At 73.1% G+C, this 24150-nt stretch carries 22 protein-coding genes; 17 read left to right on the forward strand and 5 right to left on the reverse strand.

The genetic code is table 11. The annotated features are described in order from the left end of the window. The first annotated feature begins 64 nt into the window (after positions 1–64). The 3 genes from ACQ614_RS18120 to pyrE all read left to right on the forward strand — a co-directional run bounded on the left by ACQ614_RS18120 (position 65) and on the right by pyrE (position 3909). Complete coding sequence (locus tag ACQ614_RS18120; protein ID WP_431679589.1) at positions 65–1759, forward strand: spermidine synthase; 1695 nt, start codon at positions 65–67, stop codon at positions 1757–1759. A gap of 105 nt (positions 1760–1864) precedes the next feature. Beyond that, complete coding sequence (locus tag ACQ614_RS18125; protein WP_431679590.1) at positions 1865–3337, forward strand: SRPBCC domain-containing protein; 1473 nt, start codon at positions 1865–1867, stop codon at positions 3335–3337. 32 nt (positions 3338–3369) lie between these two features. Beyond that, complete coding sequence (gene pyrE / locus ACQ614_RS18130) at positions 3370–3909, forward strand: orotate phosphoribosyltransferase (RefSeq protein ID WP_363494896.1); 540 nt, start codon at positions 3370–3372, stop codon at positions 3907–3909. Positions 3910–4032: 123 nt separating this feature from the next. On the opposite strand, the gene ACQ614_RS18135 is transcribed toward pyrE, so the two are convergent. After that, complete coding sequence (locus tag ACQ614_RS18135) at positions 4033–4743, reverse strand: DedA family protein (RefSeq protein WP_431679591.1); 711 nt, start codon at positions 4741–4743, stop codon at positions 4033–4035. A gap of 281 nt (positions 4744–5024) precedes the next feature. Here ACQ614_RS18135 and fbaA point away from each other — a divergent pair, with 281 nt between their 5' ends. Beyond that, complete coding sequence (gene fbaA, locus ACQ614_RS18140; protein WP_431679592.1) at positions 5025–6047, forward strand: class II fructose-bisphosphate aldolase; 1023 nt, start codon at positions 5025–5027, stop codon at positions 6045–6047. A 139-nt stretch (positions 6048–6186) separates the two neighbouring features. On the opposite strand, the gene ACQ614_RS18145 is transcribed toward fbaA, so the two are convergent. Beyond that, positions 6187–6924, reverse strand: coding sequence for a CGNR zinc finger domain-containing protein (locus ACQ614_RS18145; RefSeq protein ID WP_431679593.1), 738 nt, complete (start codon positions 6922–6924; stop codon positions 6187–6189). 247 nt (positions 6925–7171) lie between these two features. Here ACQ614_RS18145 and ACQ614_RS18150 point away from each other — a divergent pair, with 247 nt between their 5' ends. The 12 genes from ACQ614_RS18150 to aroA all read left to right on the forward strand — a co-directional run bounded on the left by ACQ614_RS18150 (position 7172) and on the right by aroA (position 19773). Further along, the gene (locus tag ACQ614_RS18150) at positions 7172–8713 is read left to right on the forward strand and encodes a 4-hydroxyphenylacetate 3-hydroxylase family protein (protein ID WP_431679594.1); all 1542 of its coding nucleotides are present in this window, start codon (positions 7172–7174) and stop codon (positions 8711–8713) included. Between the two features lie 59 nt (positions 8714–8772). Further along, positions 8773–9270, forward strand: coding sequence for a flavin reductase family protein (locus ACQ614_RS18155; RefSeq protein WP_431679595.1), 498 nt, complete (start codon positions 8773–8775; stop codon positions 9268–9270). Between the two features lie 21 nt (positions 9271–9291). Beyond that, positions 9292–10326 (forward strand): hypothetical protein, encoded by a 1035-nt coding sequence (locus ACQ614_RS18160; RefSeq protein WP_431679596.1) that lies wholly within the window; start codon positions 9292–9294, stop codon positions 10324–10326. A gap of 165 nt (positions 10327–10491) precedes the next feature. Then, complete coding sequence (locus ACQ614_RS18165; protein ID WP_431679597.1) at positions 10492–12039, forward strand: FAD/NAD(P)-binding protein; 1548 nt, start codon at positions 10492–10494, stop codon at positions 12037–12039. 39 nt (positions 12040–12078) lie between these two features. Next, positions 12079–12879 carry a class II aldolase/adducin family protein gene (locus ACQ614_RS18170; protein WP_363494883.1) on the forward strand — a complete coding sequence of 267 codons (801 nt, stop codon included), beginning with the start codon at positions 12079–12081 and terminating at the stop codon, positions 12877–12879. A 46-nt stretch (positions 12880–12925) separates the two neighbouring features. Beyond that, a complete protein-coding gene (locus ACQ614_RS18175; protein ID WP_363494881.1) occupies positions 12926–13564 on the forward strand; it encodes an NAD(P)-dependent oxidoreductase in 639 nt (212 codons plus the stop codon). A 146-nt stretch (positions 13565–13710) separates the two neighbouring features. After that, positions 13711–14961: a multidrug effflux MFS transporter gene (locus ACQ614_RS18180; protein WP_431679598.1), complete on the forward strand. Its 1251-nt coding sequence runs from the start codon at positions 13711–13713 to the stop codon at positions 14959–14961. A gap of 160 nt (positions 14962–15121) precedes the next feature. Then, positions 15122–16516 (forward strand): class II 3-deoxy-7-phosphoheptulonate synthase, encoded by a 1395-nt coding sequence (locus tag ACQ614_RS18185; RefSeq protein WP_431679599.1) that lies wholly within the window; start codon positions 15122–15124, stop codon positions 16514–16516. Then, positions 16516–16890 carry a chorismate mutase gene (gene aroH / locus ACQ614_RS18190; protein WP_431679600.1) on the forward strand — a complete coding sequence of 125 codons (375 nt, stop codon included), beginning with the start codon at positions 16516–16518 and terminating at the stop codon, positions 16888–16890. The genes ACQ614_RS18185 and aroH overlap by 1 nt, the downstream gene beginning before the upstream one ends. Next, entirely contained in the window at positions 16890–18053 is a 1164-nt protein-coding gene (locus ACQ614_RS18195; RefSeq protein WP_431683954.1) for a prephenate dehydrogenase, read from the forward strand. The genes aroH and ACQ614_RS18195 overlap by 1 nt, the downstream gene beginning before the upstream one ends. A 14-nt stretch (positions 18054–18067) precedes the next feature. After that, a complete protein-coding gene (locus tag ACQ614_RS18200; RefSeq protein WP_431679601.1) occupies positions 18068–18538 on the forward strand; it encodes a type II 3-dehydroquinate dehydratase in 471 nt (156 codons plus the stop codon). Then, positions 18535–19773, forward strand: a complete 1239-nt coding sequence (aroA, locus tag ACQ614_RS18205) for a 3-phosphoshikimate 1-carboxyvinyltransferase (protein ID WP_431679602.1) — start codon at positions 18535–18537, stop codon at positions 19771–19773. The genes ACQ614_RS18200 and aroA overlap by 4 nt, the downstream gene beginning before the upstream one ends. 63 nt (positions 19774–19836) lie before the next feature. Here aroA and hisC read toward each other — a convergent pair whose 3' ends face one another. The 3 genes from hisC to gap form a co-directional block, all read right to left on the reverse strand. Beyond that, positions 19837–20910 carry a histidinol-phosphate transaminase gene (gene hisC, locus ACQ614_RS18210; protein WP_431679603.1) on the reverse strand — a complete coding sequence of 358 codons (1074 nt, stop codon included), beginning with the start codon at positions 20908–20910 and terminating at the stop codon, positions 19837–19839. Between the two features lie 28 nt (positions 20911–20938). Continuing rightward, positions 20939–21838 carry a pyridoxamine 5'-phosphate oxidase family protein gene (locus tag ACQ614_RS18215; RefSeq protein WP_431679604.1) on the reverse strand — a complete coding sequence of 300 codons (900 nt, stop codon included), beginning with the start codon at positions 21836–21838 and terminating at the stop codon, positions 20939–20941. A 138-nt stretch (positions 21839–21976) separates the two neighbouring features. Next, the gene (gene gap, locus ACQ614_RS18220; protein ID WP_431679605.1) at positions 21977–22984 is read right to left on the reverse strand and encodes a type I glyceraldehyde-3-phosphate dehydrogenase; all 1008 of its coding nucleotides are present in this window, start codon (positions 22982–22984) and stop codon (positions 21977–21979) included. Between the two features lie 304 nt (positions 22985–23288). Here gap and ACQ614_RS18225 point away from each other — a divergent pair, with 304 nt between their 5' ends. Further along, positions 23289–24050, forward strand: coding sequence for a helix-turn-helix domain-containing protein (locus ACQ614_RS18225; protein WP_431679606.1), 762 nt, complete (start codon positions 23289–23291; stop codon positions 24048–24050). The last annotated feature ends 100 nt before the right edge of the window (positions 24051–24150 follow it).

A 24150-nucleotide genomic window follows, 5' to 3' on the forward strand; every position in this document is an offset into this window, starting at 1 on the left:
CGTCTGGGGCGTTGTCATTCGAACGGGTGCCGCCGCGGGCGGGCGATGTCGCTAGCGTTTGTGCATGATCAACCGTCCGGCGGGTCCACCCGTCCAGCCGGGCCTCGACGGCCTTCCCGAAACGCCGCGGGTCCGGGCCCTCGCCCGGCCGTGGAAGGGCGGTGCCGCACCGCCCGGCCTGCGCCGCCGCCTGGCCCGGCCCCTGGTGCTGCTGGCCGCGTTCGTCTGCGCCGCCTGCGGCCTGGTCTACGAACTGGAACTGGTCGCCGTCGGCCAGACCCTGCTCGGCGGCTCGGTCACCCAGACCTCGCTGGTGCTGTCGGTGATGGTGTTCGCGATGGGCGTCGGCTCGCTGCTCGCCAAGCGGCTGGCCCGCCGGCCCGCCACCTCCTTCGCCCTGGTCGAGTGCGTGCTCGCGCTCACCGGCGGGCTCTCCGTACTGGCGCTGTACTCCTGCTGGGCCTGGCTGGACGGCCACCGGGCGGCCTCGGTCGGGCTGACCGCCACGACCTTCCTGATCGGCGTGCTGATCGGCGCCGAGATCCCGCTGCTGATGACCCTCATCCAGCGCATCCGCCGGGAGCACGCCGGACGGGCGGTCGCCGACCTGTTCGCCGCCGACTACGTGGGCGCGCTGATCGGCGGCCTGGCCTTCCCCTTCCTGCTGCTCCCCGCCCTCGGCCCGGCCGCCGGCGCACTGGCCACCGGCGCGGTCAACGCGGTGGCCGGGGCCGCCGTGGTGCTGTGGCTGTTCCGCGAGGAGCCCCCGCCGCGGGCCAGGCTGCTGCTGTGGGCCGGCTGCGGCCTGGTGCTCGCCGTCCTGGCCTGCGCCGCCGCCTTCACCGGCGCGATCGAGCGGGCCGCCCGGCAGGCCCTGTACGGGGCGCAGGTCCGGCTCGCCGTACCCGGCCGGGACCAGGAGATCGTGCTCGCCGGGGGCCCGGGGGCGGACGGCCCGCTGGAGCTGTTCGTCGGCGGGCGCCTCGCCGTCTGCGGCCCCGACGAGTACCGCGAGAGCGAGGCGCTCGTCCACCCCGCACTGGCCGGCGGGCCCAGCGGGCGGGTGCTGGTGATCGGCGGCGGCGGGCCCGCGGTGCGCGAGGTGCTGCGGCACTCCGCCGTCCGCGAGGTCGTGGTGGTCGAGCCGGACGCCGCGCTCACCGGCCTCGTCCGCGACGACCCGGCGCTCGCCGACCTGACCGGCCACGCCTACGAGGACCCGCGGGTGCGACTGGTGCACGCCGAACCGATGGGCTGGCTGCGCCGTACCGGCCGAGCGGGCGCGGCACCCTACGACGTGATCGTCTCCGACCTGCCGGTGCCGTCCGGGGACGACGGCCGTACCGCCCACAGCCAGGAGTTCTTCGGGCTGGCGGCCAGGCGGCTCGCCCCCGGCGGGCGGATCGCCGTCCGCGGCGGCCCGGTCGCCGAGGGGCTGTGGACCGCGGAGGCCGGCCTGCGTGCGGACGGCCTGCGCACCGTCGCCTACCAGGCACCCGCCGGCGCCCGGCCGGCCTGCCCGTACGCCCGCCCGGCGGCCGCCGGCGAGCAGCGGGCCACGGCTGTGCAGGGCGGGGCCGGCGGTACGGGCACCGCCCCGGCGTTCCTGCTCGCCTCCCGCACCCAGCCCGTGCTGGCACTGGCGCGGGACGCCCCGCCGCCCCGCGCCCTGACCGCCGCCGGACTGCGCGAGTCGGCCGCCCGCCTGGCCGCCCGGCGGCCCGCCCGCCTGCCGACGCCGTACCGGCTGCTCGGCTAGGACCGACCACAGCCGGGGGCCGTCCGTGTACAGCTCGCAACCGTCCGCCGAACGACCCGACGCCAACCCTCCGCAGCGGGCACCCGGGTGGGTAGGCTCGCCGGTATGGAGCATGAGGTTGTCGTCCCGCTGCCGGCCACCGCCGTCCGGCAGACCCTGCAGGACCGCGAGCTGCTGGCCCGCTGCGTCCCCGGCCTGAGCACCGACGCCGGGTCGTCGCGCACACCGGACGGGCAGATCGACGGCCGGCTGAAGGTCCGCGTCGGCAGCTCCACCATCACCTACCGCGGCTCGCTGTCGCTGATCCCCGGCCGCGAGGGCGTACTGACGGCCCTCGCCGAGGGCGAGGAGGTGCGCGGGAGCGGCGAGGTCACGGCGACCGTGCGGGTGAGCGTGCACGAGCACCCGGACGGCAGCGTGCTGCGCTTCGCCGGCGACCTGAGCGCCGAGGGCCGACTCGCCGAGTTCCCGGACGACGCCCTGGAGACCGCCGGACGCCGCCTGCTCGACCGCCTGGCCGAATCGCTCACCGCCGAGGCCGGCGGCGGCACGGCCCCCGCAGAGCCCGAGGAAGAGGCCGCCGAGGAGGCCCCCGCGGCCGAGGTCGTGGAGACCACGGAGGTCACCGAGGAGCCCGCCGCCGAGGAGCAGGTACCGGCCGCCGAGGAGACCGCGGAGCCGGTCGTGGCCGCCCAGGCCGAGGAACCCGCTGCCGAGGAGCAGGCCCCGGCCGCCCAGACCGCCGAGGAGACCGCGGAGCCGGTCGTGGCCGCCCAGGCCGAGGAACCCGCTGCCGAGGAGCAGGCCCCGGCCGCCCAGACCGCCGAGGAGACCGCGGAGCCGGTCGTGGCCGCCCAGGCCGAGGAACCCGCTGCCGAGATCGAGGTGCCCGCGGAGGCCGAGCAGGTCGCCGAGGAGCAGGCCCCGGCCGCCGAGGAGACCGCGGAGCCGGTCGTGGCCGCAGAGGTCGAAGAGCCCGCCGCCGAGGCCGAGCAGGCCGAGGAGCCCGCCGAGACCGAGGAAGTGGCCGCCGAAGCACCCGAGGAGCCCGCCGCCGAGACCGAGGAAGTGGCCGCCGAAGCACCCGAGGAGCCCGCCGCCGAGGCCGAGGAGGGTGGCGAGGAGGAGCCCGAGGAGGGCGGCGAGGACGAGGCCGGCGAGGACGAGGATGCCGGTGCGACCGTCGTGTACCTGGACGACCACGCCGTGCGCGACCTCGACGACGACCTGTCCGACCTGATCGCCTTCTCCGACGAGGACGAGCCGCTGCCCGCCCCCGACCAGGAGCCCGCCGCGTTCGAGTACGAGCCCGAGCCGGCGATGTCCGGCCCCGTCCGGCGCTCGATCGTCGGCCGTTCGGCGGAGGAGGTGGACCACGCACCGCCGCACGGCCGGTACGCCCCCACCCCGCCGGCCCGCAGCGCCCGCGCCCGGGCGGCCAGCCGTTGGGGCGGCGCGGAGCCGAAGCTGCTCAACGGCGGTGCCGGCGAGCGCAGTGCGATGCCGTGGGTGATCGGCGGCGGGGTGGCCCTGCTGGGCGGCGCCGTGGTGCTGGTGCGGGCGCTGCGCCGTCGCTGACCGTGGGTGCACACGTCGTAGACTGGCTGCTCATGAGCACTGAGGACCGCGACGCCCTGCTGGCGCAGATCAAGAACAAGGCCGTCGTGCACGGCAAGGTCACCCTCTCCTCCGGGCGGGAGGCCGACTACTACGTCGACCTGCGCCGGATCACGCTGGACGCCGAGGCGGCGCCGCTGGTCGGCCGGGTGATGCTGGATGCGGCCGCGGACCTGGAGTTCGACGCGGTCGGCGGTCTGACCCTGGGCGCCGACCCGGTGGCCGCCGCGATGCTGCACGCCGCCGCTGCCCGCGGCCGGAAGCTGGACGCCTTCGTGGTCCGCAAGGCGGGCAAGGCGCACGGCCTGCAGCGCCGGATCGAGGGCCCGGACGTGAAGGGCCGCCGGGTGCTGGCGGTCGAGGACACCTCCACCACCGGCGGCTCGGTGCTCACCGCCGTGGAGGCGCTGCGCGAGGCCGGCGCCGAGGTGGTGGGCGTCGCGGTGATCGTGGAGCGCGGTGCGGCCCCGGCGATCGCGGAGACGGGCCTCCCGTACATCACCGCCTACACCCTGGACGACCTGGGCCTCTGAGCCCGCCCGCCCTCTCCCGGTCCGCAGGAGCAGCGGAAACAGTGACGGCCGGTGTTTCACGTGAAACCACGTGTCACACCGGCCGTCGCTCGTTTCTCGGGCCCGTCCGCCGGGCCGCGCTCGTCAGCCCTTGCGGTGGCGGCCCGTGCCGACCGGCTCGGCGGCCTCGGCGTCGCCGCCCGCCTTCTTCTTCCTGCGCTCGCGGATCACCTCGACGATGATCGGGGAGATCGAGATCAGCACGATCAGCGCGACCGCGGGGATCAGGTACTTGTCGATCACCGGCGCCATGGCGTCGCCGAAGAAGTAGCCGATCAGCAGCATCGACTCGGTCCACAGCACGCCGCCCACGACGTTCCAGACGAAGAAGGTCTTGGCGGGCATCTCCAGGGTGCCGGCGACCGGGTTGAGGAAGGTCCGCACGATCGGGATGAAGCGGGCCAGCACCACGGCCTTGGCCGGGCCGAACTTGTCGAAGTAGTACTCGGCCTTCACCACGTACTCGCGGCGGAAGATCTTCGAGTCCGGCTTGTCGAAGAGCCGGGGGCCGACCTTCGTCCCGATGAGGTGCCCGAGCTGGGCTCCGACGATGGCGCAGATCGGGGCCCCGACGAGCAGCAGCGCGATCGGCAGCTTGGCCCCGTCCCCGAGCACCGACGAGGCCGCGCTCGAGGCGGCCACACCGGCCAGGATCAGCAGGGAATCACCGGGGAGGAAGAACCCGACCAGCAGGCCGGTCTCGGCGAAGATGATCGCGAGCAGGCCGATGGCGCCCAGCGACGAGATCAGCGATTTGGCGTCGAGGAGATTGACGGCGAGCTGGTTGTAGTCCACGCGCGCAGGATAGCGCCCCCCCTGTTGAGAGCGGCCTAAAGAGCACCGCCGGGCGTACCGGGGTGCGGACTCCGGGCTACCGGCGCGTAGCGTTCCGGCCCGTCCCGACTGGCGGGCCATGGGTGACCGGAAACGGGGAGTCTGGGAAGATGGGCCCCGGTGTCCGGCCTGCGGTCGAGTACCACCCTCTTCTCGTACCGCGAACCACGCCGTGAGCCACAGGCGTATCGAGCGTCGGACAGCGTCGTCCGATCGCCCCACACCGACAGGAGCGGATTCGCATGCCCATCGCAACTCCCGAGGTCTACAACGAGATGCTGGACCGGGCCAAGGCGGGCAAGTTCGCCTACCCGGCCATCAACGTGACCTCGTCCCAGACCCTGCACGCCGCGCTGCGCGGCTTCGCCGAGGCCGAGAGCGACGGCATCATCCAGATCTCCACCGGTGGTGCGGAGTTCCTGGGCGGCCAGCACAACAAGGACATGGTGACCGGCGCCGTCGCGCTCGCCGAGTTCGCGCACATCGTCGCGGCGAAGTACGACATCACCGTCGCGCTGCACACCGACCACTGCCCGAAGGACAAGCTGGACGGCTACGTCCGCCCGCTGCTGGCGATCTCCGCCGAGCGCGTGGCCAAGGGCCGGAACCCGCTGTTCCAGTCGCACATGTGGGACGGCTCGGCCGAGACGCTGGCCGACAACCTGGCGATCGCGCAGGAGCTGCTGGCCCAGGCCGCCGCCGCCAAGATCATCCTCGAGGTCGAGATCACCCCGACCGGCGGCGAGGAGGACGGCGTCTCGCACGAGATCAACGACGAGCTGTACACCACGGTCAACGACGCGGTGCGCACCGCCGAGGCGCTCGGCCTGGGCGAGAAGGGCCGCTACCTGCTGGCCGCCTCCTTCGGCAACGTGCACGGCGTGTACAAGCCGGGCAACGTCGTGCTGAAGCCGGAGCTGCTCGCGGAGCTCCAGGCCGAGATCGGCAAGCAGTACGGCAAGGCCGACCCGTTCGACTTCGTCTTCCACGGCGGCTCCGGCTCGACCGCCGAGGAGATCGCCACCGCGCTGGAGAACGGCGTCGTGAAGATGAACCTCGACACCGACACCCAGTACGCCTTCACCCGTCCGGTCGTGGACCACATGTTCCGCAACTACGACGGTGTGCTGAAGGTCGACGGCGAGGTCGGCAAGAAGAACACCTACGACCCGCGCACCTGGGGCAAGCTGGCCGAGGCCGGCATGGCCTCGCGCGTGGTCGAGGCCGCGCAGCAGCTGCGCTCGGCGGGCAACCGCATCAAGTAGGGCGCACCGCGTCGTCCAGGACGCACCGCGTCCGCGAGGGCGCGTGACAGACGGCCGTGCCCCCGGGAGTCCGCTCCCGGGGGCACGGCCGTTCCGCGTTCCGGCGCCGCGCGCCCGGCAGGCTCCGCCTGACGCGGCACTAGCCCACGGCGACCCGGGCGGAGCCGCGCGGGGCGGGCTCCTCGCCTCGCAGCCGCCGGTAGTGCCGGGCGGCCTTGGCGCGGTTGCCGCACTCGGCCATCGAGCACCAGCGGCGCATCCCGTTGCGCGAGGTGTCCAGGAACCACAGCGGCAGCCGGTGCGGCCCGGCACAGCTGCGGATGCGTTCCGGGGAGGAGCCGAGCAGCTGCAGGTAGTCCTCGAGGGCCAGCCAGCCGGCCAGCCACGCCGGATCGTCGACCTCGACCGTGGTGGCGGGCCCGGCGGCGGTGAGCCGGTGGCGCAGCGCGCCGTGCCGGAGCAGCCGGTCGATCTCGCGGACGGCGTCCGGGTCGGCCGGGGCCCCGCCGGGCCGGCGTTGGTCGTAGGGCGGGGCGAGGGTGGCCTGGATCGCCTCGCGGGTGTGCCGGGTGGCGGAGAGGGCGGCGGCGTCGGCGGGGCAGAGCCCGGACAGCCCCGCGGAGGAGAGCCAGATCCGGAAGCCGTCCAGGTCGTCGAGCAGGTCGGCGGGGCCCTCCGGGGCGTCCCAGCGGGTGTTCAGCAGGTCGAGGGCGAGGGGTTCGCCGAGCAGCGGGCGCCGGTCGGCCGGGTCGGCGGTGCGGGCGGTGCCGGCCGGGCCGTGCCGGCGGACGTCGGGGCCCGGGCCGCCGAGCGCGAGGTCGAGCAGGGTCAGCCGGGCGTCGGCGGGGGTGGTCAGCGGTGTGCCGTGCGCGCGCATCGTGCTCCCTCGGCCGTCGTCGCCGCTCGCGCCCGGGTTCCCGGTCGGCACTGCGCGGGCAGTGCGGCGGCTCCGGGCCAGTCTGGCGCCGGGTCCAGCGTGCCGGAACGGCTCCGCACCCGGTGTGCGCGCAACGGCCAGAGGCCGTGCGCGACCTCATAACTGACTCACGGGAATCTTTTCTAGTTTCGGATGTGCCAGACCCGGACACGCAGATCCGAATGCCCGATGGGGAGAGTGAAGCACGATGGCTCAGGCCGAATCAGACCTGGCACAGCAGGGCGCCGAGGCGCCCAACGACCTGCTCAACGGCGACACGTACCTGGAGAGCCTGCGTGACGGGCGCCAGGTGTACATCGACGGCGAACTGGTCAAGGACGTCACCGAGCACCCGGCGTTCCGCAACGCCGCCCGCTCCATGGCGCACCTGTACGACGCGCTGCACCACCCGGACACCAAGGACATGATGACCACGGTCGACCGGTACACCGGCGCCCGTGTGCACCGGTTCTTCACCCCGGCCCACACGGCGGACGACCTGGTCAAGGCCCGCGACGCCATCGAGCACTGGGCCCGCCTGAGCTACGGCTTCATGAACCGCACGCCGGACTACAAGGCGTCCTTCATGGCCGGCCTCGCCGTCACCCACTCGTTCTACGAGCCGTTCGGCGACAACGCCCGTGCCTGGTACGAGAAGTACGCCCGCCAGGCGCTGGCGATCAGCCACGCGATCGTCAACCCGCCGGTGGACCGCCACAAGGCCGCGCACGACATCCCGGACGTCTACCTGAAGGTCGTCGAGGAGCGCGACGACGGCATCGTCGTCGAGGGCGCGAAGCTGATGGCCACCGCATCGGCGCTGACCCACGTCGCCTTCGTCGGCCAGATCCACCTCGCCAACCTGGAGAAGGGCAAGGCCGAGGACATGGCGCTGGCCTTCATGGCGCCGCTGAACACGCCGGGCATGAAGGTGATCTGCCGCCCGTCGTACGAGAAGAAGGCCAACAGCCCGTTCGACAACCCGCTCTCCAGCCGGTTCGACGAGAACGACGCGGTGCTGATCTTCGACAAGGCGTTCATCCCGTGGGAGAACGTCCTGATCTACCGGGACACCGAGAAGATCCACCAGTACTTCCCGCGCTCCGGCCTGCTCTCCCGCGGCTTCTTCCAGGGCGCGATCCGGATGGCCGTGAAGCTGGAGTTCATGGCGGGCATCCTGGACCGCGGCACCCGCCTCAACGGCACCGACAAGTTCCGCGGCGTCCAGGCCGGCCTCGGCGAGCTGCTCGCCTGGCGCCACCAGACCTGGGCCGTCACCACCGCGATGGCGATGGACCCGGAGCCCGCCGAGGGCGGCACCGTCCTGCCGCGCATGGACTACTCGGCCGGCTACCGGGCGCTCGCCCCGATCAGCTGGGACCGCACCCACAAGTTCTTCGAGGAGCACCTGGCGGGCGCGCTGCTGATGACGCCGTCCAGCCACAAGGACCTCCAGAACCCGGAGCTGCGCCCGCTGTTCGACCGCTACTACCGCGGTTCGGGCACCACCGCCGAGGAGCGCGCCAAGCTCTTCAAGATGGCCTGGGACGCGGTCGGTTCGGAGTTCGGTGCGCGGCACGAGCTCTACGAGCTCAACTACGCGGGCGGCCCGGACCAGGTGCGCCTCGACACCCTGAACTGGACCCGCGCGGCCGGACTGCTCGACCAGTACGGCGACTTCGTGCAGAAGGCCATGGATGACTACGACCTGGACGGCTGGCGCTCCGGCCGCTGGGCCAAGACCGACTGATCCCGGCCCGGCGGGCGGCCGCACGGAGCGGCCGCCCGCCCCGCTCACAGGAGGCGGTAATGAACCACGATCTACGCAGTGTCATGCGCCACTTCGCCACCGGGGTCTGCGTCGTCAGCACCTACACGGACGGCGCCGACGGCCGACGGCACGACGCCATCACGGTCAACTCGCTGACGTCGGTCTCGCTCGACCCGGCGATCATCACGCTCTGCTTCCGCCACGACTCGCGGTTCCTCGCGGACCTGCGCACGGCCGGCGTGTGGGGCGTGTCCATCCTCGACGGCGACTCCGAGGGCTACGCCCGGGCGTTCGCCAAGGACCCGGAGTCGCGCAGCGCCTCCCTGACCGAGGCCGCACACAGCTTCGGCGAGGCCACCGGCGTGCTGCTGCTCGAGGCGGCGGGCTGGATGGAGGTCGCGTACCGCGACGAGCTGGTGATCGGCGACCACGTGATGGTGATCGGCGAGGTCGTGAAGCTCGGCGCCGCCGACTCCACCGCGCCGCTCATCTTTCTCCAGGGCGGATTCCACACCCTCGAACTCACCCGTTCCTGAGACAACGGAGATCGCACCACCATGAGCACGTCGAAGAACGCGTACAAGAGACCCCTCATCGCCTCCTCGGCCGCGGCCGCGCTGCTCGGCACCGCCGCACTGCTTGCGCCCGCCGCCACCACGGCCGACGCCGCGACGACCGCGGCGGACACCACGCCGGTGAAGGTGTGTCTGACCGGGAGCACCAGCACCACCGCCGAGTTCAACGTCACGCTGCCCAAGGTGGCCGTCGACCCGGTGCTGCAGGCGACCCCGTCATACCTGGGGCCGTGCGCCTCGTACGGCGCGCCGAGCGCCCTGGGCAACGGCAACGTGCGCACCTACGCGCAGCAGGAGCCGAACGGCAAGCCGCTCTCGATCGGCTTCGTCTTCCCGAAGTCGACGCTGCAGAACCTGCCGACGACGATGACGGACCAGCACCACTGCTACGACATCAACGGCAACGGCGCGATCGACGAGCACACCGAGTGCATGGGCGGCCACGAGCGCCCGCTGGACCTGCCGGCGGCCCTCACCAACACGGCCGACATCCCGTACAAGTGGGCGCTGCTGAACTACAACTCGATGGGCCACGGCCCCGAGGGCATCTACGACACCCCGCACTTCGACTTCCACTTCTACGTGCAGCCGAAGGCGGAGCGGGACGCGATCCGCCCCGGCCCGTGCGCGCTCGCCATCAACTGCGACGACTTCGCCACGGCCACCAAGCCGATCCCCTCGCAGTACATGCCGAGCGGCTACATAGACAACGGCGTGGCCGAGGTCGCGATGGGCAACCACCTGATCGACCAGAGCTCGCCGGAGTGGCACGGCCAGAAGTTCACCCAGACCTTCATCTACGGCGCCTACGACGCGAAGATCAGCTTCCTGGAGCCGATGATCACGAAGGCGTACCTGGACGGCCTGGCCACCGGCGCCAACCAGAGCGGATGCTTCCCGATCAAGCAGCCGCAGGCCTGGCAGGTGTCCGGCTGGTACCCGAAGGACTACTGCATCAAGTACCGCGCCAACCGCAGCGACTACATCGTCTCGATGGAGAACTACCAGCACAGCTGAGGCTGAGCCATCGATCAGGCAGGGCTCTCCCCCGCCCTGCCCCGCGGCCCGGCACCGGGGGACATCCCCGCTCCCGGTGCCGGGCCCAAACCACAGGCCGTTCGGATACGCGGAGGAGACAGCGCATGGACGGCGCCGGACATCCACGAGTGGCAGGAAACTGACATGTCATCGGCGATCTCACTCGCAGTCATCGGAGGCGGGGCCTCGGCGGTCTGCCTGATCGATGCCCTCGCCCAGCGGGACACCGTCCCGGGCAGCATCACGGTCTTCGAGCCGTCGCCGCACCTGTGGCGCGGCCGGGCGTACCAGTCCGACACCACCACGGTGCGGGTCAACGCAACCCCGGACGACATGTCGGTCCGGGCCGGGGACGACCGCCACTTCGAGCGGTGGCTCATGACCAGGGACCGGATCCTCGGACTGCCCGAGGGCGTCACCGGCCTCGACCCCAGGGCGGGCGCCCGCTTCGCCCCGCGCACCGAGTACGGGGAGTACCTGGAGCAGACCGCGCACGCCGCGCTCGCCAAGCTGCGCCTGCGCGGCTGGCGGGTGGACCTGGTGAGCGAGTCCGTCACCTCGGCCAACCTCGCCGCCGGCCGCGCCATGCTCCGCACCAACGAGGGCCGGGTGCGCGCCTTCGACTACGCCGTGCTGTGCGTCGGCGGCGACAGCCCCAAGGACGTGTACGGGCTCACCGGCTCCCAGGGGTTCATCGGCGACCCGTACCCGATCACCCAGAAGCTCCAGGCCGTCGGGCCCGACCAGCACGTCGCGGTGATCGGCAGCGGCCTGACCGCCGTGGACATCATCATCTCGCTGGCCTCCCGCGGGCACCGCGGCCGGATCAGCCTGCTCTCCCGGCGCGGCATGCTGCCCGGCGTCCGGCAGAAGCCGGTGCACTTCGACCTGAAGCACGTCACCCCGGAGAAGATGCAGCGCCTGTCGCGGCGTCAGACCAGCCTGCGCATCCAGGAGCTCGCCGACCTCATCGGCAAGGAGTTCGCCGAGGCCGGCGCCGACCTGACCGCGGTGATCGAGGAGATCACCGGCGCGCACCGCGAGCACCCGGTGGAGCGGCTGCGCCGCCAGCTGTCCGAGGTCGACTCGCCCGACCTGGGCCTGCGCATCCTCCAGCGCGCCGTGCCGGACACCGGCCCGGACATCTGGCCGCTGCTCTCCGAGCGCGACAAGGTCGAGCTGCTGCGCACCCACTACCGCACCATCATGAGCCTCTGCTGCCCCATGCCGCCGAGCAGCGCCACCGAGCTGCTGCGGCTCGCCGACGAGGGCCAGCTGTCCATCGTCTCCGGCCTGCAGGACGTCTCCGCCGGCCCCGAGGGCGGCTACACGATCGAGACCTCCGAGCAGGACGCCTTCCGCGCCGACGTGGTGATCAACGCCGTCAACGCCTCCGAGGGCAAGATCCCCAACGCCGCCGCACCGCTCGTCAACTCGCTGACCCGCAACCGGCTCGCCGACCGCCACCCGCACGGCGGACTGCACATCGCGCGGGCGACCAGCCGACTCTCCGTCGAGGGCCGGCCCGAACCGCGCTGGTACGCCCTCGGCAACATCGCCGCCGGGACGCTGTTCTTCACCTTCGGCATCCCCTCCCTGGTGGACCGGAGCCAGGACATCGTCCGCGCGGTCCTCGCGCACTCCGACCGGATCGCCGGCCTGCGCGCCGAGCGCGTCCTGCAGAGCGCCTGACCGCGCCCCGACCGAGCCCACAGCCAAGGAGAGCACCCCGTGACCACGACCACCCCGAGCTACCTGGCGGACACCGCCACCGGTCTGCCGCTGCCCGGCGACGCGCAGTTCGCCACCGCCGCCGAGGAGCGCCGGTACCGCAAGCAGCGGCTCACGGCCGCCCTGCGGCTGTTCGGCAAGTACGGCTTCGGCGAAGGCATATCGGGCCACATCTCGGTCCGCGACCCCGAACTGCCCGGCCACTTCTGGGTCAACCCGTTCGGCGTCTCGTTCAAGCGGGTCACCGTCGGCGACCTCATCCTGGTCGACTCCGACGGCAACGTGGTGGAGGGCAGGCACAAGGTCAACCCGAGCGCCTTCGTCATCCACTCCGCGATCCACGACATGAACCCGGACGCCGAGGCCGCCGCGCACGGCCACACCGCCCACTCCCGGGCGCTCGGCGCGCTCGGCCGGCTGCTCGAGCCGATCGACCAGGAGTCCGCGGCCTTCTACGGCAAGCAGGTGCTCTACACCGAGTACGAGGGTCCCTCGGTCGCCGTCGAGCAGGGCAAGGACATCGCGCAGAAGCTCGGCGACAACCGGGCGATCCTGCTCCAGCACCACGGCCTGATCACGGTCGGCGGCTCGCTGGAGGAGGCCGTGCACTGGTTCTTCACCTTCGACAGCTGCGCCGAGGTGCAGCTGCTCGCGCTCGCCGCCGGCACCCCCAAGAGCTTCACCCACGAACAGGCCGTCTCCGCCGGCGCCGGCTTCGGCGACGCCCAGCTCGGCCGCTTCAGCTTCCAGCTGCTCTGGGACGAGATCGTCCACGAGCAGCCCGACCTGCTCGACGAGTGACGCCCCGTCGGGCACCCCGCACACCCCTGCCACACGAGGAGTGGTCATGAAGGTTCTGCTGTTCGGAGCGACCGGGAACATCGGTGCCGCGATCGCCGCCGAACTGGTCTCCCGCGGACACGAGGTCACCGGGGTGACCCGGTCCGGCGGCTCCGGCGCCGACTCGGCCGTCCCGCTCGTCGCCGGTGACGTCGCCGACGCCGAGCAGGTGGCCGAGCTCGCCCAGGGCCACGACGCGGTCGCCTCCGCGGTCGGACCGCGGATCGGCTCCGACGACGACCGCACGATCCTCCTCGGCGCCACCGAAGGACTCGTCGCCGGCCTGCGCAAGGCCGGCGTGAAGCGCCTGGTGGTGCTCGGCGGCGCAGGCAGCCTGCGCACCGCCGACGGCACCCGCGTGGTGGACGACCCGCACTTCCCCGACCTGTGGAAGGCCAACGCCCTAGCCCAGATCGAGGCGCTCGAACGCTACCGCGCGGTCGACGACCTCGACTGGACGTACATCTCGCCGGCCAAGCTGATCGAGCCCGGCGAGCGCACCGGGGTCTACCGGCTCGGCGGAGACGACCTGCTGGTCGACGCCGAGGGCCGGACCCGGATCAGCATCCCGGACTACGCGGTCGCCTTCGCCGACCAGCTCGAAGGCGGGCAGGCCCTGCGCACCAGGGTCTCCGTCGCGTACTGACGCCAGCCGCGTCACCGGGCCGCCGGTCCCCCACCCGGCGGCCCGCACCTCGAATCAGCACCACCGGCCCGACCGGCCGCCGGTCACCGTCCTCACGGTGACCGCGCGGGCCGGACGGGCCACCACCCCGGAGGGAACCCGAAACCATGTCATCCACCGACGCCCGGGCCAAGGGCGGCGGCGCCGTCGTCGCCATCCTCGGCGCACTCACCGCCCTCGGCCCGCTGTCCAACGACACCTACCTGCCCGGCCTGCCGGACCTCACCCACGACCTGAACGCCAGCGCCTCCGCCGGCCAGCTCAGCCTCACCGCCTGCCTGCTCGGCCTCGGCCTCGGCCAGCTCTTCGCCGGCCCGATCTCGGACGCCGCCGGCCGCCGCAAGCCGCTGCTGTGGGGCCTCGCCGTCTACACCGTGGCGGCGCTGCTGTGCGCCGTCGCACCGAACATCTGGCTGCTGGTCGCGCTGCGCGCGATCCAGGGTCTCGGCGGTGCGGTCGGCATCGTGATCGCCGCCGCCGTCGTCCGCGACAAGCACGAGGGCGCCGCGGCCGCCAAGTACTTCGCGCTGCTGATGCTGATCACCGGCCTGGCGCCGGTGCTCGCCCCGGTGGCCGGCGGCCAGCTGCTCCGCTTCACCTCCTGGCACGGCATCTTCACCCTGCTCGGCATCCTCGGCGCGCTGATGCTCGCCGTCGTCGCCGTCGCCCTGCCGGAGACCCACCCGGTGGAGAAGCGGCGCACCGGCGGCCTCAGGGCCACCGGCCCGGTCTTCCGCAAGCTGCTCTCGGACCGCGTCTTCGTCGGCTACAACCTGGCCTGCGGCCTGGCGTTCGCGGCGATGTTCGCCTACATCGCCGGCTCGCCGTTCGTGCTGCAGGACATCCACGGCATGTCGCCGCAGGGCTTCAGCGCGGTGTTCGCGGTCAACGCGGCCGGCCTGGTGGTCTGCGCGCAGATCTGCGGCCGGATCGTGCACCGCACCGGCCCGCGCCCGCTGCTGGCCGTCGGCCTGACCGGCTCCGCCGTCGGCGGCCTCGGCCTGCTCGCCACCGTGCTCGCCGACGCGGGCCTGGTGCCGCTGCTGGTCGCGCTGTTCGTGGTGGTCTCCAGCGTCGGCCTGGTCATGCCGACCGCGACCGCGCTGGCCCTGCAGGAGCACGGCGACTCGGCCGGTTCGGCCGCCGCCCTGCTCGGCCTGTCCCAGCACATCATCGGCGCGGCCGTGGTGCCGCTGGTCGGCCTGGCCGGCGAGTCCACCGCGGTGCCGATGGGCATCGTCATCGCCGTCCTGGGCTGCGGCGCGCTCGCCTCGTTCGCGGCGCTGACCCGCTCCTCGGGCGCCGCCCCGACCGCCGTCGGCGCGGACTCCCGCACCGAGCAGGCCGCGCACGCCTGATCCGCCACCCCCGCCCCGCCGGGCCGACGCCCGGCGGGGCGGACCCCGCTCCCCCGAAAGCACCGAAAGTCCCCCGGAACCACTGAAAGACGGGCGTCGCGCCCCCAGTCGCCTCGCACGCTCTGCCGCACCGCGTCCATTTCACGAGCCGGAGATCGTCATGCCGTTCGGTACCTCGACCAACGTCCTGCCCCGGGAGGAGTCCTGGCGGACCCTGCCCGCCGCCCAGCAGCCGGAGTGGCCCGACCCCGCAGCCCTGGAACAGGTCTGCGACGAGCTGCGCACCTACCCGCCGCTGGTGTTCGCCGGGGAGTGCGACAACCTGACCGCCCGGCTGGCGGCCGTCGCCCGGGGCGAGGCCTTCCTGCTCCAGGGCGGCGACTGCGCGGAGACCTTCGACGGGGTCTCCGCCGACCAGATCCGCTCCAAGCTGAAGACCATGCTGCAGATGGCCGCGGTGCTGACCTTCGGCGCCTCGGTGCCGGTGGTGAAGGTCGGGCGGATCGCCGGCCAGTACTCCAAGCCGCGTTCGCAGTCCACCGAGACCCGCGACGGCGTCACCCTGCCCTCCTACCGCGGCGACTCGGTCAACGGACTGGAGTTCACCGCCGGTGCCCGCACGCCCGACCCGCAGCGGCTGCTGCGGATGTACCACTCCTCCGCGGCCACCCTGAACCTGGTCCGCGCCTTCATCTCCGGCGGCTACGCCGACCTGCGCGAAGTGCACTCCTGGAACCAGGACTTCGTCCGCACCTCGCCGGCCGGCCAGCGCTACGAGCAGCTCGCCGAGGAGATCGACTCCGCGCTCTCCTTCATGCGGGCCTGCGGCGTCGACCCGACCGAGCTGCACCGCACCGAGTTCTACACCAGCCACGAGGCGCTGATCCTGGACTACGAGTGCGCCATGTCGCGCCTCGACAGCCGCTCCAAGGACCGCTACGACGTTTCCGCCCACATGCTGTGGATCGGCGAGCGTACCCGCCAACTGGACGGCGCCCACCTCGAGTTCGCCTCCAAGGTGCGCAACCCCATCGGGGTGAAGCTCGGCCCGACCACCACCGCGGACGAGGCCCTCACCCTGATCGACCGGCTCGACCCCAAGCGCATCCCCGGCCGGCTCACCTTCATCACCCGGATGGGCGCGGAGAAGATCCGCGACCTGCTGCCCTCCCTGGTCGAGAAGGTCACCGCCGAGGGCGCCAAGGTCGCCTGGGTCTGCGACCCGATGCACGGCAACACCTTCACCGCCTCGACCGGCCACAAGACCCGCAGCTTCGACGCGGTCCTGGACGAGGTCGCCGGCTTCTTCGACGTGCACCGCGCCCTCGGCACCCACCCCGGCGGCATCCACGTCGAGATCACCGGGGACGACGTCACCGAGTGCGTCGGCGGCGGCTTCGGCCTGGTCGCCGAGGACCTCCACCAGCGCTACGAGTCCGCCTGCGACCCCCGGCTCAACCGCAGCCAGTCGCTCGACCTCGCCTTCCTGGTCGCCGAGATGTACCGCGGCCGCGGCACCGCCGCCGGCATCAAGACCCTGCAGGCGGTGATCTGATGCGCGCCGTCCGCGGAGCGATCCAGGTCGACCGGGACGACCCGGCGGAGGTCATGGACGCCACCCGGCTGCTGCTGGAGGAGGTCATGGCGGCGAACTCGCTCGTCCCCGACGACCTGGTGTCCATCCTCTTCACCGCCACCCCCGACCTGCGCAGCGGCTTCCCCGCCCGGGCCGCCCGCGACCTCGGGCTGACCGACGTGCCGCTGATGTGCGCCCAGGAGCTGGACATCGACGGCGGCCTGCCGCGCACCGTCCGGGTGCTCGTCACCGCCGAGACCCCGCTCACCCGCGACCGCATCCGGCACGTCTACCTCGGGGGCGCCCGGGCGCTGCGCCCAGACCTGGCCGACCGGCTGGCGGGTGCCCGGTGATCCGTACCGCCGCGGTGGTCGGGGCCGGGCTGATCGGCACCTCGGTGGCGCTCGCACTGAGCCGCCGCGGGGTGCTGGTGCACCTGATCGACACCGACCGGGACGCCGTCCGCACCGCCGTCGCACTCGGCGGCGGGGTGGACTGCCCGCCGGAGCAGCCGGTGGACATCGCCGTCCTCGCCGTGCCGCCGAGCGCGGTCGGCCGGGTGCTGGCCGAGCATCAGACCCGCGGCCTCGCGTACGCCTACACCGACGTGGCGAGCGTCAAGCACGAACCGGAGCAGGCCGTGATGGGCGGCGCACCGGACCCGAGTCTGTTCGTCGGCGGCCACCCGATGGCCGGTGGCGAGCGTTCCGGGCCGCTGGCCGCCTGCGCCAACCTCTTCGAGGGCCGCACCTGGGTGCTGACCGCCTGCGAGCACACCTCCCGGGAGACCCTGAACCGGGCGCTGGCCGTGGTCGCCATGTGCGGCGCGGTGCCGGTGGTCATGGAGAGCACCGCGCACGACCGGGCGGTCGCCCTGGTCTCGCACGCACCGCACGTGGTGGCCGCACTGATGGCCGCCCGGCTGGAGAACGCCCCCGAGGAGGCGTCCCGGCTGGCCGGCCAGGGCGTCCGGGACATGACCCGGATCGCCGGCGGCGACCCCGGCCTGTGGGGCGACATCCTGGAGTCCAATGCGACGGCCGTCGCCGACGTACTCAGCGAGCTCGCCGACGACCTCGCCACCACCGTCCGAGCGCTGCGCGGCCTCGCCGAGGTCGACGCGGCGAAGCGGGCGGAGGAGATGACCCGGGTGATCGACCTGCTGGGCCGCGGCAACGCCGGCCGGGCCCGGCTGCCCGGCAAGCCCGGCGCCGCGGGCGGCGCGGTGGTGCCGGTGGTGATCGGCGACCGCCCGGGCGAACTCGCCCGGCTGTTCGCCGCCGTCCAGGAGACCGGGGTCAACATCGAGGACGTCTCCATCGACCACTCCACCGGCCGCCCGAGCGGCCTGGTCGAACTGGTGGTGGCGACCGACACCGCCGGGCTCCTGGCCGACCGGCTGCTGGCCGCCAACTGGACGGTGCAGCGGGTCCGCCCGGTGTACGCCTCCGTCCGCTCCGCCGGTTCGGCGGAGCGGGACTTCGGACCCGCGGACCGGGTCTCCGTGCCGAGCTGACGAAGGAGCCGTCGGTGACGCTGGTCTACGTGCTCAACGGCCCCAACCTGGCCCGGCTCGGCCTGTCCGAGCCGGGCCCGGGCGGCCGCCCCGCCTACCCGGAACTCGTCCGGGCCTGCCAGGAGACCGCCGCCGAACTGGGCCTGCGCGCCGTGGTGCTGCAGACCGACAGCGAGGCGGAGCTGGTCGGCTGGCTGCACCGGGTCGCCGAGGAGGCGGCCCCGCTGGTGCTCAACCCGGCCGCGTTCACGCACTGCTCGTACCCGGTGCGGGACGCCCTGGCGCTGCGGCGGGCACCGGCGATCGAGGTGCACCTGTGCAACCCGTACGCGCGCGAGCCGTTCCGCCGGATCTCGGTGCTGTCCGACGTGGTCGACGGCACGGTGACCGGCCTCGGGCCGGACTCCTACCGACTCGCGCTGCACGCCGTCGCCCGCCTCACCGGGGCGGGCACCCACCCGGAACGCCAAGGAGCCACCGCGTGACCACCACTGCCCGAGGGGCGACCGCCCGCATCCCGGGTTCCAAGAGCATCACCAACCGGGCGCTGCTGCTCGCCGCGGCCGCCCTCGGGCCCAGCCGGCTGCGGGCGCCGCTGGTCAGCGAGGACACCGTGGCCTTCCGGCGGGCGCTCGAGGAACTCGGCGTCAAGGTGGCCGAGGGGGACGGCGACTGGGTGGTGCACGGCACCGGCCGCGGCCCGCACGGGCGGGCCCGGATCTGGTGCGAGGACGCCGGCACCGCGGCCCGCTTCCTGCCGGTGCTCGCCGCGACCGGCTTCGGCCGGTTCGAGGTGGACGGCACCGAGCAGTTGCGGGCCCGTCCGCTCGGCCCGCTGGTCGACGCCCTGGTCCGGCTCGGCGCCCGGGTGGAGGCCGCCCGCGGCGGCCGCCTGCCGCTGGTGGTCCGCACCGAGGGGCTGCAGGGCGGCGAGATCGCGCTCGACTCCACCACCAGCAGCCAGTACCTGACCGGCCTGTTGCTCTCCGCCCCGCTGATGCGGACCCCGCTGACGGTGCACGCGGCGGGCCTGGTGAGCCGCCCGTACATCGACATGACGGTGGCCCTGATGCGGCGCTTCGGCGCCGAGGTGACCGAGGACCCGGGCGGGCGGCTCCGGGTGGGCGGCACCTACCGGGCCACCGACCTGCGGATCGAACCGGACGCCTCCACCGCCTCGTACGTCTTCGCCGCGGCCGCGGTGACCGGCCGGACGGTGACCGTGCCGGGGCTGGGCCGCGACAGCCTGCAGGGCGACCTGCGGTTCGCCGAGGTGCTGCGGAAGGCCGGCGCCGAGGTGGAGATCGGCCCGGAGGCGACCACGGTGACCGGGACGGGGCGGCTGCGCGGCGGTTTCGAGGTCGACATGGGCGACATCTCCGACACCTTCATGACGCTGGCGGCGATCGCACCGCTGGCGGACGGGCCGATCACCGTCACCGGGATCGGACACGCCCGGTTCAAGGAGTCGGACCGGATCGCCGCGGTCGCCGGCAACCTGCGGCGGCTCGGTGTCCAGGTGGCGGAGGGCCCGGACCGGCTCACCGTGCACCCCGGCCCGGTCTACGGCGGCACCGTCGACTGCCACCGGGACCACCGGATCGCGATGTCCTTCTCGGTGCTCGGACTGAAGGCGCCGGGCATCGTCCTGGACGACCCGGCCTGCGTCGGCAAGACCTTCCCGGAGTTCCACACCGAGTTCGCCCGTCTCTTCGCCTGACCGTGCACCGGGAAGGGGGCGCCACCCGGTGGGTGACGCCCCCTTCCCGGTGCGCCCGTACGCCTAGTGCCGCCAGACGGCGGCCGCCCGCAGGACCACGTCGTTGGCCTCCGGCTCGCCGATCGTGATCCGGACGCCGTCCGCGCCGTACGGGCGGACGAAGGCGCCGAGTGCGGCGCAGGCCGCGGTGAACTCGGCGGTGCGGTCGCCGAACCGCAGCCAGACGAAGTTCGCCTCGCTGTCCGGCAGCGCGAAGCCGCTCTCGCGCAGCGCCGTGGTGACCCGGGCCCGTTCCTTCACCAGCAGTTCGACCCGGGCGAGGAGCTCCTCCTCGGCTGCGAGCGAGGCGACCGCGGCGTCCTGGGCGAGCTGGCTGACGCCGAAGGGCAGACCCACCTTGCGCAGCACGGCCGCCACCTCGGGGTGGGCGGCGGCGTAGCCGATCCGCAGGCCGGCCAGGCCGTACGCCTTGGAGAAGGTGCGCAGCACCACGACATTGCCGCGGGTGCGCTGGAACTCCATGCCGTCGGCGGCCTCCGGGTCGCGGACGAACTCGATGTACGCCTCGTCCAGCACCACCAGGACGTCGCGCGGGACGCGGTCGAGGAAGCGCTCCAGTTCGGCGCGGCGGACGACGGTGCCGGTGGGGTTGTTGGGCGTGCAGAGGAAGACGATCCGGGTGCGTTCGGTGATCGCGTCGGCCATGGCGTCGAGGTCGTGGCTCTCGTCGGCGCGCAGCGGCACCCGTACCGAGGTGGCCCCGCAGACCTCGGCCATGATCGGGTAGGCCTCGAACGACCGCCAGGCGTACAGGACTTCGTCGCCGGGGCCGGCGGTGGCCCGGACGAGTACCCGGCCGACCGCCACCGATCCGGTGCCGAGCACCAGCCGGTCGGCGGGGACGTCCAGGCGGTCGGCGAGGGCCTCGGTGAGCGCGGTGCAGGCCGGATCGGGATAGCGGTTGATCCGGTCGGCCTGCCGGCGGACGGCGGCCGCCACCGAGGGCAGCGGCGGGTAGGGGTTCTCGTTGGAGGAGAGCTTGAGGTGCTCGCCGTCCCGGCCCGGTGAGCGGCCGGGGACGTAGTCCGGGACGGCTGCCAGCTCGGCTCTGAGCCGGGGGGCGTCGTAGCGGCTCATGGCGGGTACCTCCTGCGGTCGGGCCCGATCAGGTCGGGTTGAAGGGCGAGGGGGCGGCGAACTTCCAGCGCAGCGTGGTGAAGTCGCGGACCTCGACCACCTGCTCGACGTCGAACTCGACCAGCCGCAGGGCGCCCTTGACGGCCTGGGTGCGGCTCTCGTCCCAGTCGATCCGGGCCTTGCCGGTGACGTGCAGGGCGTGGCCGGCCTCCCAGTCGAGGAAGGTGAGGCCGCAGGCGGGGTCGAGCTGGAGGTTGCCGAGGGTCATGTAGAAGGAGTTGCCGAAGTAGTCCGGCCAGACGATCCTGTTCGGCGCGGGGACCTCGACGAAGCCGGGGGCGCCGCCGCGGTGCGAGGCGTCGGCGCCGTGCTGCGGTGCGCGGCTGGCGATGAAGAAGGTGTCGGCGCCGGTGATCCAGCGCTGCTGGTCCTCGTCGAGGACGGCCGAGCGGCGCACGGTCGGGGCGGCGGCCTGCGGCGCGTCCGGGCGCAGCACCCGCTGCTGCAGGTACTTGGGGCAGTTGCCGAGCACCTGCTCGGTGGTGACGACGAGCGTGTCGCCGTCCCGCTGCGCGACGCCGTTGATCCGGATGCGCTGGCTGGTCTGCGGCTCGATGGCGAGCATGCCGATGTCCCGCTGCTCGTCGAAGACCTTCTCCAGCGGGTCGCCCGGCACCGGCAGGGCCTTGACGTGGATGGTGTGGCTGCCGACGGCGCCGGCGAAGCCGCGCGGGCCGGTGAGCACGGTGGACCAGGCGGCGCCGTCCCCGTCCACGCCGCCGATCACCAGCATCCGCTGGCGGCGCAGGAACATGTCGAACGGCGGCGGGATCGCGGCCTCGAACATCGGCGAGCCCCAGCCGGGGTGGCCCTCGCCGGCCCGCTGCTGCACCGCCTGCTCGCCCTCGTGGTACGGCGTCTTGACCATCGGTCGGCCCTCTCTGTGCGGGTGTTCGTGTCCGGTGCGGCGCCCGGCCGCCCGTCGTCCGGTCGGTTCACGGGCGCGGGCCGGGCGCCCGGGGTGCGCCCCCGGGGCCCGGCCCGCGCGTGCGGTCGGCGGCGCCGGTCAGGCGTGCTTGCCGATCAGCAGCACGGTGTCGACGACGCGGTTGGAGAAGCCCCACTCGTTGTCGTACCAGCCGGCGACCTTCACGGTGGTGCCGTTGATGACCTTGGTCAGGCCCGAGTCGAAGATGCAGGACGCCGGGTCGGTGACGATGTCGTTGGAGACCAGCGGCTCGTCGCTGTAGCGCAGGACGCCGGCCAGCGCGCCCTCGGCGGCCTGCGCGAACAGCGCGTTGACCTCCTCGACGGTGGTCTCGCGGGCGACGGTCACGGTCAGGTCGGTGACCGAGCCGACGACGACCGGGACGCGCAGCGCGTAGCCGTCGAGCTTGCCGTTGAGCTCCGGCAGCACCTGGCCGATGGCCTTCGCGGCACCGGTGCTGGTGGGCACGATGTTGCCGGCGGCGGCGCGGGCCCGGCGGAGGTCCTTGTGCGGACCGTCCTGCAGGTTCTGGTCCTGGGTGTAGGCGTGCACGGTGGTCATCAGGCCCTGCTCGATGCCCAGGCCGTCGTTGAGCACCTTCGCCAGCGGGGCGAGGCAGTTGGTGGTGCACGAGGCGTTGGAGACGACGCTGTGGACGTCCTCGTCGTACACCGCGTCGTTGATGCCGATCGCGATGGTGAGGTCCTGATTGGTGGCCGGGGCCGAGATGATCACCTTGCGGGCGCCCGCCGCGAGGTGCGCCTTGGCCTTCTCCGCGTCGGTGAAGACACCGGTGGACTCCACGACCACGTCGACGCCCAGCTCCGCCCAGGGCAGGTCGGCCGGGTTGCGCTCGGCGGTGACGCGGATGCTGCGCCCGTCCACGACGATCTCGCCGTCGCCGGCGGCCACCGGCACCGGCAGCTTGCCGAGCGTGGTGTCGTACTTCAGGAGGTGGGCCAGGGTCGCCGCGTCGGTGAGGTCGTTGACGGCCACGATCTCGATGTCGGCGTTCTGCTCAAGTGCGGCGCGGAAGAAGCTCCGGCCGATCCGGCCGAATCCGTTGATGCCTACCTTGATTGCCACGGGTGGGGCCCCTTCTGGGTGGGTGCACAGGGGAGCGCGCGCAGCGCCGGTGATCCGCGCGCCCGGCACTGATCTGTACCGCCGACGCTAGGCGGGCCCTGCGGGGCCCACTTGTCGGAACGCGCACCGGTTGTTGCACCGCGGCGCACGATACGGCCGGACGGCTTCACAGCGGGGCCCGCATCACTGCTGCCGATGAAATCTGCATACCTTCCAGAAGGTATGTTTCCATGATGGAGGGGTCCGCCCTCCCGGAGCGGACCGGGTGTCGGCAAACGCGGCCTCAAGTCCCAGCGGGGGAGCCATGGATGCATTGCCCATCGAGAACGGGCACACCGAGAGCGGGCCGACCGGGCGCCCGGACGCGGACACGCTCTCGCCACCTGCCACCGAGAACGTCAGCGAGGTCAGCCTCGGCAAGGTCCTGATCACCGTCGTCGAGGGCACCGCCCCCGAGACCGCCGGGGAGGACATCAGGATCTCCCAGTACCGCAACCGCGCGGGCGAGGCCTACCTGCGGGTCAGCTGCCCGCTGGCCGACCCGCTCGCCGTCCCCGAACTGCTGCGCCGGCTCGCCGACCAGGGAGCACTGCCGGCCGACCGCACCACCGAGCTGCTCGCCCGCGGTATCACCGGGCTCGTCGCCCAGGCCTGCGCCGACTACATGGACCGCGGCCTGGAGGCGCCCCGCCCCGCCCGCAGCTCCGGCCTCGCCCGCCGCGCCATGCTGCAGCGGATCAAGCACTTCGCCCGGGCCCGGCTCGCCGACCCCGAGCTGAAGCCGGAGATGCTCGCCCAGCAGCACCACATCTCGCTGCGCTACCTGCAGAAGCTCTTCCAGGAGCACGGCCAGAGCCCGGCCAGCTGGATCCGCGACGAGCGGCTGCACCACAGCTGCACCGAGCTGCGCGATCCGCGGCTCGCCCACCTGACCATCGCGATGATCGGCGAGCGCTCCGGACTGTACGGCGCCTCGCACTTCAGCCGGCTGTTCCGGGACCGCTACGGCATCTCGCCGCGCGAGTACCGCCGCTACCACGCACGCCTGGCCGACGCCGCCGCCTGACCGGCACCACCACAGCCGGGCCGCCACGGCCTGACGGACCGTCCGCCGCACCGCAGCACCGCCGCCCGACACCGACCGGACCGACCCCGGGACGACCGGC

The organism is Kitasatospora dryopteridis, from assembly GCF_050749075.1.
Taxonomy (GTDB): Bacteria; Actinomycetota; Actinomycetes; order Streptomycetales; family Streptomycetaceae; genus Kitasatospora.

Coding starts and splice junctions, on each gene's coding strand:
- ACQ614_RS18175 (WP_363494881.1), top strand. CDS start 12,926: ATGAAGGTTCTGCTGTTCGGAGCGACCGGGAACATCGGTGCCGCGATC.
- fbaA (WP_431679592.1), top strand. CDS start 5,025: ATGCCCATCGCAACTCCCGAGGTCTACAACGAGATGCTGGACCGGGCC.
- ACQ614_RS18180 (WP_431679598.1), top strand. CDS start 13,711: ATGTCATCCACCGACGCCCGGGCCAAGGGCGGCGGCGCCGTCGTCGCC.
- ACQ614_RS18145 (WP_431679593.1), bottom strand. CDS start 6,924: ATGCGCGCGCACGGCACACCGCTGACCACCCCCGCCGACGCCCGGCTG.
- ACQ614_RS18225 (WP_431679606.1), top strand. CDS start 23,289: ATGGATGCATTGCCCATCGAGAACGGGCACACCGAGAGCGGGCCGACC.
- ACQ614_RS18150 (WP_431679594.1), top strand. CDS start 7,172: ATGGCTCAGGCCGAATCAGACCTGGCACAGCAGGGCGCCGAGGCGCCC.
- pyrE (WP_363494896.1), top strand. CDS start 3,370: ATGAGCACTGAGGACCGCGACGCCCTGCTGGCGCAGATCAAGAACAAG.
- ACQ614_RS18160 (WP_431679596.1), top strand. CDS start 9,292: ATGAGCACGTCGAAGAACGCGTACAAGAGACCCCTCATCGCCTCCTCG.
- ACQ614_RS18120 (WP_431679589.1), top strand. CDS start 65: ATGATCAACCGTCCGGCGGGTCCACCCGTCCAGCCGGGCCTCGACGGC.
- ACQ614_RS18125 (WP_431679590.1), top strand. CDS start 1,865: ATGGAGCATGAGGTTGTCGTCCCGCTGCCGGCCACCGCCGTCCGGCAG.
- ACQ614_RS18185 (WP_431679599.1), top strand. CDS start 15,122: ATGCCGTTCGGTACCTCGACCAACGTCCTGCCCCGGGAGGAGTCCTGG.
- ACQ614_RS18155 (WP_431679595.1), top strand. CDS start 8,773: ATGAACCACGATCTACGCAGTGTCATGCGCCACTTCGCCACCGGGGTC.
- ACQ614_RS18165 (WP_431679597.1), top strand. CDS start 10,492: ATGTCATCGGCGATCTCACTCGCAGTCATCGGAGGCGGGGCCTCGGCG.
- hisC (WP_431679603.1), bottom strand. CDS start 20,910: ATGAGCCGCTACGACGCCCCCCGGCTCAGAGCCGAGCTGGCAGCCGTC.
- ACQ614_RS18215 (WP_431679604.1), bottom strand. CDS start 21,838: ATGGTCAAGACGCCGTACCACGAGGGCGAGCAGGCGGTGCAGCAGCGG.
- aroH (WP_431679600.1), top strand. CDS start 16,516: ATGCGCGCCGTCCGCGGAGCGATCCAGGTCGACCGGGACGACCCGGCG.